Genomic DNA, 4,446 nt, shown 5'->3' on the forward strand with positions numbered 1-4,446 from the left:
GGGTTGCGCCGCCTCCGTCATCGGCATCGCGCGCAGCATCGGCTCGCGCCGCCGCGAGGAGGACGAGGAGGAGGACTAGCATCGTCGCCTACATCGCCGGCTTCCTCTCCGGCTTCGTGACGCTCGCCGCCTACGCCTGTTGTAGGGCGTCCGGCGCAGCGTCGCGGGCGGAGGAACGGGAGCGATAAGAAAGGGCCTTCCTTAGCAGGAAGGCCCTTCATGTTACGCGCCGTGATGCTATCTTGCGGCCGAATAGAAAATCGCTTATTGCACTCGCTTAAGGTTTATTTTGGCCCACGCGTCTTCCATCGGCATCGAGCGTTCTTTCCAGTTGCCATCAAACTCCGTTAGTCGTGAACGATGCAGATGATCGCGCTCGTCGTAGCAGGATATTCGAATCTCATCGAAGGAGATGCCTTGAACATTCTGCTCAAGCCTGCATGTAAAAAAGCAGTTCATCTTCTTTATGGATCTGGGCGGCACTACGAGAGAGTAAGACCCGTTCACATCGCCCAAGGCAAAGCTGTCTCTGGATTCAACCTTTCCATTATGCTTGTGCTCGTTATAGATGCCCTGCGTCTGTCTCATGCGCGATACTTCGACTCCACCCCGCCATAGAGAGAGCGAGACGTCTCGAACGACGCGGGTGACATTGCTAGTGTTTTGGCATTCAAGCTCCAGCGGGACAACGAACGTCATCTTTCCGTCTGCTGAGAAGAATCCCCAGTCTTGCAAGAACGATGAGTTTATACGGCCGTAGTAGCTTAGCTTCCCTTTGCGGTCGAGCACTCTCATCGCAATTTGAACGCCCAGACTGGATAGAAAGCCGATTAACCCGCCGATTAAAGTTCCGATATACGCATCCATAGCCGTTTTATGCCTCTGAAGTATTGTCCGCTAGCTTTTGCAGCTCCTTTGCGCACCTCTCTAGGTACTTGGCTGCCTTCGTCATTGATTTGACTGCCTTCCGGTTGCCCTCTTTGCCTTTTGCCTTCTCAGTGTCGATGTCCTCAAGGCACTTGTCGCGTGCTCGCTCGATTTGGTCCTTTGCACGGAGTATGAAGGAGCTTGTCGAGCTGCTGTCCTGAGGTAGCTGCTGGCAGACCGTGAGCAACTGTGCGCACTGGTTCAGAGCATATTGCTCTGCATGCTCGCCAAGACCGCTGATAAGTGCAGCACTGCCTGTGGTGGCCATGCCTAACAAAGCGCCTCCACCGGTAATTATCGCCGTGCCACCCGCCATTCCCAGGCCTCCTGCGGCAAGCGATCCGCCGCCGACGGCGGCAAGGCTCGCACTGGTGAGGGCCGCACCAGATAGCCCTGCAACCGCTTCTCCGGCAATCATGGGTGCAATGACCGGGGCAAGAATATTCGCGGTGCCTGCTGTTGCAACGCCAATCGCAACTGTGCCCACTGCAAAAATTGCCGTCTTGGTTCTGCTACCGGCAAGCAAGCTTGTAAAGCGCTTGTAGGCTTTCTTCACCTCATCGATCTTCTTCTTATCGATGACGCCTTGTGCATTGGGAAAATCCTTCCCTGCATAATCGTTCTCGTATTTGACGCCCTTCAGACGCTCTTTCCAGTCGTCATCGAAGGGATAGTACGGCTTGAAGAGCCAGAGCTCCATGGCGAGCAGCGTTTCCCACGAGGAAACGTCCTCATCGGACGCTTTCTGCATATCTTCTGCCGCACTCTCCTCGTCGAGGAAGTATGTTGCCGCATCGCAGCTCATCTGGTCTGCTTGCCTGGTCTTGAACTCTTCAAGCCAGGCGCTCTTCGCATCGCTTTGATCCCTATTCTTGGTAAGTTCGATGTCTTTCTTGACGGCGATTGCCTGGTAAGAGAACAGGAGGCGCGCCTCTCGGTCATTCAGCCTGAGCAGCTTGAAGTCCTCCGTAAACGCATTCATCTCCTTGGCGCGCTTATTGAGATAGTCCTTCAAGTCCTCGGCGATGTACTTAGAGTCGCTTGCGATGGCCACTGCCATTCGGGCAATTTCGACGAAATTCAGGTTGAGGAGTATCCCGCCTGCAAACCTCTTGGCATCGCCCTTGGATGCTAGAGCGGCCTTACCCACGGCAATTTCCAAGTTGGTGAGGACAAACACGGAGCTCGAGATAGTGAGCATGCGAGTAAGAGAGCGCTCGTTGGTCGGAATCACCCTCTTCACATCTATGCGCTCGAGGTCTTTCAATGAACGCACGTCGTTACGTGAGAGCTCGTCCTTCAGACGGCTCAGGAAGTAATATCCCCTGACGAGGCACTCGTTGGCTATGACTGATTTCGCCTGCGAGAGCACCTGGTCGGCAACTCCAAGCTCGGTTCTGAAGTCAATGCGGATGGGGTTGCCGTCCGTATCGCGAATCAACGTGCCGTTGAACAGCTTCGAGATCCATTTGGAGAAGGCGTTGTCTGCTCCCTCGTTCTTGAAGACTGGAAGTGCCGAGAGTTCTTTTAAGAACGAAAGAATTGGGCCGGGTATGCCAGTGCCCTCGCCCAATGCCCTGCTTGATCCCGCCATGTCGCTCACCAGGTGTCCCGCCCAGATGATCGCCCCGTAGAACACTTTCTCAGGGAAGGTCTTTCCTATGAGGGCGTCTGCTGGAAGGTCGAGTATCACGAACGCGCCGCTCGTATCGGTGCCATAGCCCTTGCCCGTGAATTGGGCAAGTATCGACATGAGAAGACCGACAGGTGAGGGGTGATGGGCGAAGTCCCTCAGGTGATGCTGGAGGCCACCGCCAAACTCGGGAGTCAGTTTGTCGCTTGCAAGGGGAAACATGTCCTCAAGGAAACGTATTGCGTCCTTCAGGTCTTTCCCGTCCGGCTTGAACCCTGAGCTCTTTGCGACATCGAAGACAAAGACTTCTGTCTTTTCTTTGCCCCATGCGTGAGCTTCGGACAGGTAGAACTGCTTTTGCCAGAAGATGTTGAGTACGCCTGAGAAAGCACCTATAGCCGCAGCGACGATGTAATCCGCTCGCTCTGCCTTATCGATACTCTCGTCGAACTCGATGCGGGTGGGCTCGCCTTGACCTTGAGCGCTGAAATCATCCGTTGCGCCAGGTGGAAGCGCTGGCAATTCCTCGAAGGAGAACTGAACTTCGGGCCTGTCTTCATCGTTAACGTGCATGGTGACTCCTGATGGACGCACTTTACTTCAGGAGAAATTATTGCACTTGTGATGTCCGGCTATACGTACTTCTAGGTAGGTGGATCCTCGCTGAGCCTGCCATCAGCATCTTCTTTATCGGCATCTGTCATCTCCGATAAATCCTCCATCAGCGCGTACGTCGCGGGGTCGAAGCCCATCAGGCGACAGATCTCGGCTTCAATATCGATTCCGTCCGCATGGTTGCCTACAAACATGCTGAGCGTGCGATGCGCCGAAATCGCTTGAGTAGGTAGCCCATCGGCAATGCGCGAGGCCCAGGCGAGGTGATTGCAGTCCACAAGGCCGTCTCCCACGCGCAGGAGCGCGAGCTCGCTGTCCACCGTCACCATGGAAATCTGCGGCACGTCCTCGCTGTCCGCGACGACGACGCAGAGCCCGTCGCGCCTACGGGCTATGGGGAGGCCCTCCGGCTCGGCGGGCGCGTCCTGCCCCGGTGCGGGGTACCAGCGCATGGAGAGGAGCAGCATGCCGCCCTCGCGCATGGCGCCGGAGAGGTCGAGCGACCAGTTGGTGACGATGTTTCCGCGATACACGCTCGCGTCGGTGAGGTTGGCGGTGTCGAACACGTCCATGCGCCCGTCCCGGCAGTAGGCCTTCACGATCATCGCTGGCTTTCCCTTCCTTCGTCGCGCTGGCGAGCGCGTTGGTGCTCGCTTGCGTGTTCCGGGGCGTTGTCATGCCGTGAGCTTGCACCTTGGGTGCGGGAGAAAGACTTCGACGGTCTTGGCGTATGGTGCCGCTCTATTCCGCCTTCCTTGAGAATGCCGAGGCCCCGCACGTAGGCAGCCATCTCGGAATTGCCCGCACCCTTGGCGGCGAGGTCCACCGCCGTGCGGATGCGGTTGCCCTTGAGCCATGCGAGCGCCTCGGAGAGCCTTTCGAGCTCTGAGAGGTCGCCGAGCTCCACGGCGGAGCGCACGAGCTCCGCGACCCTGCGCTCGCTCGCGTTCGCGAGATGTCCCGTCGCCTCCAGCGAGAAGCCGCGCATGAGCGACTCGCGCCCGTAGCCGAGCCCCAGGCTCTCTCCCGAGACGCGCCAGGTGGGATGCCCGGCGAGCGAGAACACCCAGTCGCGCCTTCTCGCCTTGGCGGAATTTTCCTCGACCTCCACGCCCAGGCCCTTGAGGAGCCCCCTGAACTCGTCCTCGCCCCTCGTGACGGAGCGCGCCACGCGGATGCGGGTGCGGATGTCCGCCACCCAGGAGTAGCCGCCCTTCTCGGCGATCTCGCGCTCCGCCCGGCGCACGTGCTCTGCCTGCGGCGTGCGGGGC

Annotated in this window: 4 protein-coding genes and 1 pseudogene; 1 reads left to right on the forward strand and 4 read right to left on the reverse strand. The window is 58.1% G+C overall.

Going from position 1 to position 4,446, the window contains the following annotated elements; genetic code table 11:
• Nucleotides 1-188: hypothetical protein (locus tag BQ7388_RS13140; RefSeq protein ID WP_234946957.1), on the forward strand; the 188-nt coding region annotated here is incomplete at its 5' end.
• A 76-nt stretch (nt 189-264) separates the two neighbouring features.
• Here the strand turns inward: BQ7388_RS13140 and BQ7388_RS10585 are convergent.
• From BQ7388_RS10585 to BQ7388_RS12490, 4 genes and pseudogenes are all read right to left on the reverse strand, one after another.
• On the reverse strand, nt 265-867 hold the full coding sequence (locus BQ7388_RS10585) for a hypothetical protein (protein ID WP_072500633.1): 603 nt from the start codon (nt 865-867) through the stop codon (nt 265-267).
• Nucleotides 868-874: 7 nt separating this feature from the next.
• Nucleotides 875-3,133, reverse strand: coding sequence for a hypothetical protein (locus tag BQ7388_RS10590; protein ID WP_072500634.1), 2,259 nt, complete (start codon nt 3,131-3,133; stop codon nt 875-877).
• Between the two features lie 71 nt (nt 3,134-3,204).
• Entirely contained in the window at nt 3,205-3,780 is a 576-nt protein-coding gene (locus BQ7388_RS10595) for a hypothetical protein (protein ID WP_072500635.1), read from the reverse strand.
• Nucleotides 3,777-4,446 (reverse strand): annotated as a pseudogene (locus BQ7388_RS12490) (relaxase/mobilization nuclease domain-containing protein); the annotation flags it as partial. The pseudogene BQ7388_RS12490 and the gene BQ7388_RS10595, both read right to left, overlap by 4 nt.

The sequence above is a fragment of the Olsenella phocaeensis genome (genome assembly GCF_900120385.1).
Classification (GTDB): Bacteria; Actinomycetota; Coriobacteriia; order Coriobacteriales; family Atopobiaceae; genus Olsenella_I; species Olsenella_I phocaeensis.